A 1,632-nucleotide genomic window follows, 5' to 3' on the forward strand; every position below is an offset into this window, starting at 1 on the left:
AAGGCAAGCGCTATCCTTGAGCAATAAGCTTTAGCAACTTGGACTCATGAGCTTTAGCAACTTGGACTACTGTCAGTACTTGCTAAGCAGTCCGGTCAACTACACCGTGACGAACTTAGCCAATCACCTTGACGGGGTCAGTCACGACCGCATCAATCGCTAGTTGCGCGGTGAAACGTTGACGCCTCGACTGCTCTGGGAGAATGTTAAACCTTCTCTGCAAGCCGACCCCCATGCCTATCTGGTCTTTGACGATACGGTCTTGGACAAACGCTTTGCCCGTTCCATCGAACTAGCCCGTCGCCAGTACAGCGCGCAATCCCATTGCTTGTGCGTTGCTCGTCTGGACACGGTTGAAGACACTTGCTTATCAGCGGGGGCAAAGGATTTATCAAATCAAGCATGGTCTGTTGTCCAACTATTTGATAACACAACTCAAGCAACCGGCGATCTCAATGGTTCTTGCGTAATACCAAGTCCGGCTAATCAACCCTAGAATGAGTAATGGAGTTGTATGAAAGGCTGAAAGCAAGATGGGGCGTCGACTGAAGCTAGAACCACATTTAACCATTGAGGAACTGGAGCAGCGTTATAAATCTGCCAAGAGCGGGATTGAACGGGGGCATTATCAGCTCATCTGGCTATTGCACTTGGGCAAGGGTACCGCTGAGGTAGCTGAGGTTACCGGCTACAGCCGAGCCTGGATTTATGACGTGGTCAGAAGCTATAACCACGAAGGTCCGGCGGCGCTGGGAGACCAACGGCAACATAATCAGGGTCATGGTCAGATCCTTCTCGATGATGAGAGGCAAGCCTTGTTGTACCAAGCCTTGCAAGAGGAGCCCCCGGATGGCGGATTCTGGAATGGTCGCAAGGTAGCTGACTGGCTGAGTGAGCACTTGGACCGTCCGGTTCACCGCCAACGGGGCTGGGAGATTCTCAAACAGATGGAGTTCTCTCTCAGGGTGCCTCGTCCCGAGCATCAGCAGGCTGCCACCGAAGCGGAGCAGCGGGTGTGGGAAAAAAAATCTGCACGCTCAACTGGAGACAATCCAAACGGCCCATCCCGACGCCGACGTTCAGCTGTGGACCATGGACGAACATCGCTTGGGACTCCATCCCATCTTGCGCCGGGTGTGGGTCGATAACTGGGGTGGGTCGCTTAGCGCTCCCGTCCACTGTCGTTATGACTGGTTTTGGCTCTATGGCTTTGTCCATCCCCGCAGCGGACGCACCTATTGGTGGCTGTTGCCTCGGGTTAATATCGACCTGTTTAATCGGGTCTTGGCTGATTTCGCGAACCACTTTGGCATTGGTCCTAAGCAACAGGTCGTGCTGGTCATGGATCAAGCCGGGTGGCATACCTCAGGTCAGGTGCTTGTACCCGAAGGCCTGCATCTGGTCTTTTTGCCACCTTACTCTCCGCATATGCAACCCGCAGAGCGACTCTGGCCCATTCTCAACGAAGCCTTGGCCAACCGAGTGTTTGACACGCTTGATGACCTACTGGAACGGGTAGAGCAGCGCTGTGTACAACTCCTGAACCTTACCGACTTTATCTCAGGCTTGACCCAGTTCCATTGGTGGAAGGCGTTTCAATGCTAAGTGTGGCTGATTAAGCGGACTTGATAT

The 1,632-nt window shown here is 53.4% G+C and carries 2 pseudogenes; both read left to right on the forward strand.

From position 1 onward, the window contains the following. The first annotated feature begins 46 nt into the window (after positions 1-46). Positions 47-313 (forward strand): annotated as a pseudogene (locus V6D20_02115) (IS701 family transposase). A gap of 220 nt (positions 314-533) precedes the next feature. Next, positions 534-1,605: pseudogene (locus V6D20_02120) on the forward strand (IS630 family transposase). Positions 1,606-1,632 lie beyond the last annotated feature (27 nt).

It is taken from the genome of Candidatus Obscuribacterales bacterium (assembly GCA_036703605.1).
Taxonomy (GTDB): Bacteria; Cyanobacteriota; Cyanobacteriia; order RECH01; family RECH01; genus RECH01.